Origin of the sequence: Tepidibacillus decaturensis (genome assembly GCF_001561915.1) — a bacterium.
Taxonomy (GTDB): Bacteria; Bacillota; Bacilli; order Tepidibacillales; family Tepidibacillaceae; genus Tepidibacillus_B; species Tepidibacillus_B infernus.
In genome coordinates, this window is sequence record NZ_LSKU01000001.1 from 2,307,294 (window position 1) to 2,308,135 (window position 842).

Consider the following 842-nt stretch of genomic DNA (forward strand, 5'->3'; position numbering starts at 1 on the left):
TTATTTATAAAATAAATATTGTACCCCTTATTCTTCAACCCTTGAAAAATATGTTGAGGTCGTTGCCATAAATCTTTTTTCCAATGGATGGAGCCTAATACTAGTATATTTTGATTAGCCATTACTTTACTCCTTTTGAATATAAAAGATATCCCCCTAATCGTTGTTCTGTTTCTCTTCTTTCCTTATCATTTAATTGTGATAAATAAGCAAAAATAACCTTTGTTACATTACTGCTATTAGGTATATAATTTAAAAAATATAATGAGTTCAAAAATGCTATTGGTTCTTCTTTTTCGAGCGAAAAACCCCCATTTTTAAAAACTCCTTCTAAGGTGATAATGGGAAATTCTTCTCCATATTGCCAAGTATTTGATAGTTCTGCAAACCACTTTCCAAGGCGGTAGAAGAAACTGCTCGCATTTGGATTAAAAGTATGGAATTCTGTTGCGATTCTATAAAATTCTTTTATTATAGAAACTTGCTGTTCAAACAGAAAATGCTCCATCACTCCAGAATTCCAAACCAAATCAAATTCATCATTTTCAAACGGTAAACTTTTAGTTAAATCTGCTAACACATAATTTCCTTTCATATCAAATTTACTAAAATAATTATCAGCTATCTCTAAAGCCTTTTCTGAAAAATCAAGGAGTGTAACTTCCGCACCTTCAAGTGCCAACCGTAATGAAATTCTACCTGAGCCGGAACCAGCCTCTAGAATCTTTTTTCCTTTAAAATCCTTAACTTCTCTCTTTAAGATTTGATATATTTCCTCTGATAGTGGATCCCAATCAGTTAATTTGTGAGTTTCCCAAACTTTTTCCCAAGTTTCCTTCATA

General features: G+C 31.7%; 1 protein-coding gene. It reads right to left on the reverse strand.

The annotated features are described in order from the left end of the window. Positions 1–121 precede the first annotated feature (121 nt). Positions 122–842 (reverse strand): class I SAM-dependent methyltransferase (locus U473_RS10815; RefSeq protein WP_068726232.1); only part of this gene is annotated, 721 nt, incomplete at its 5' end.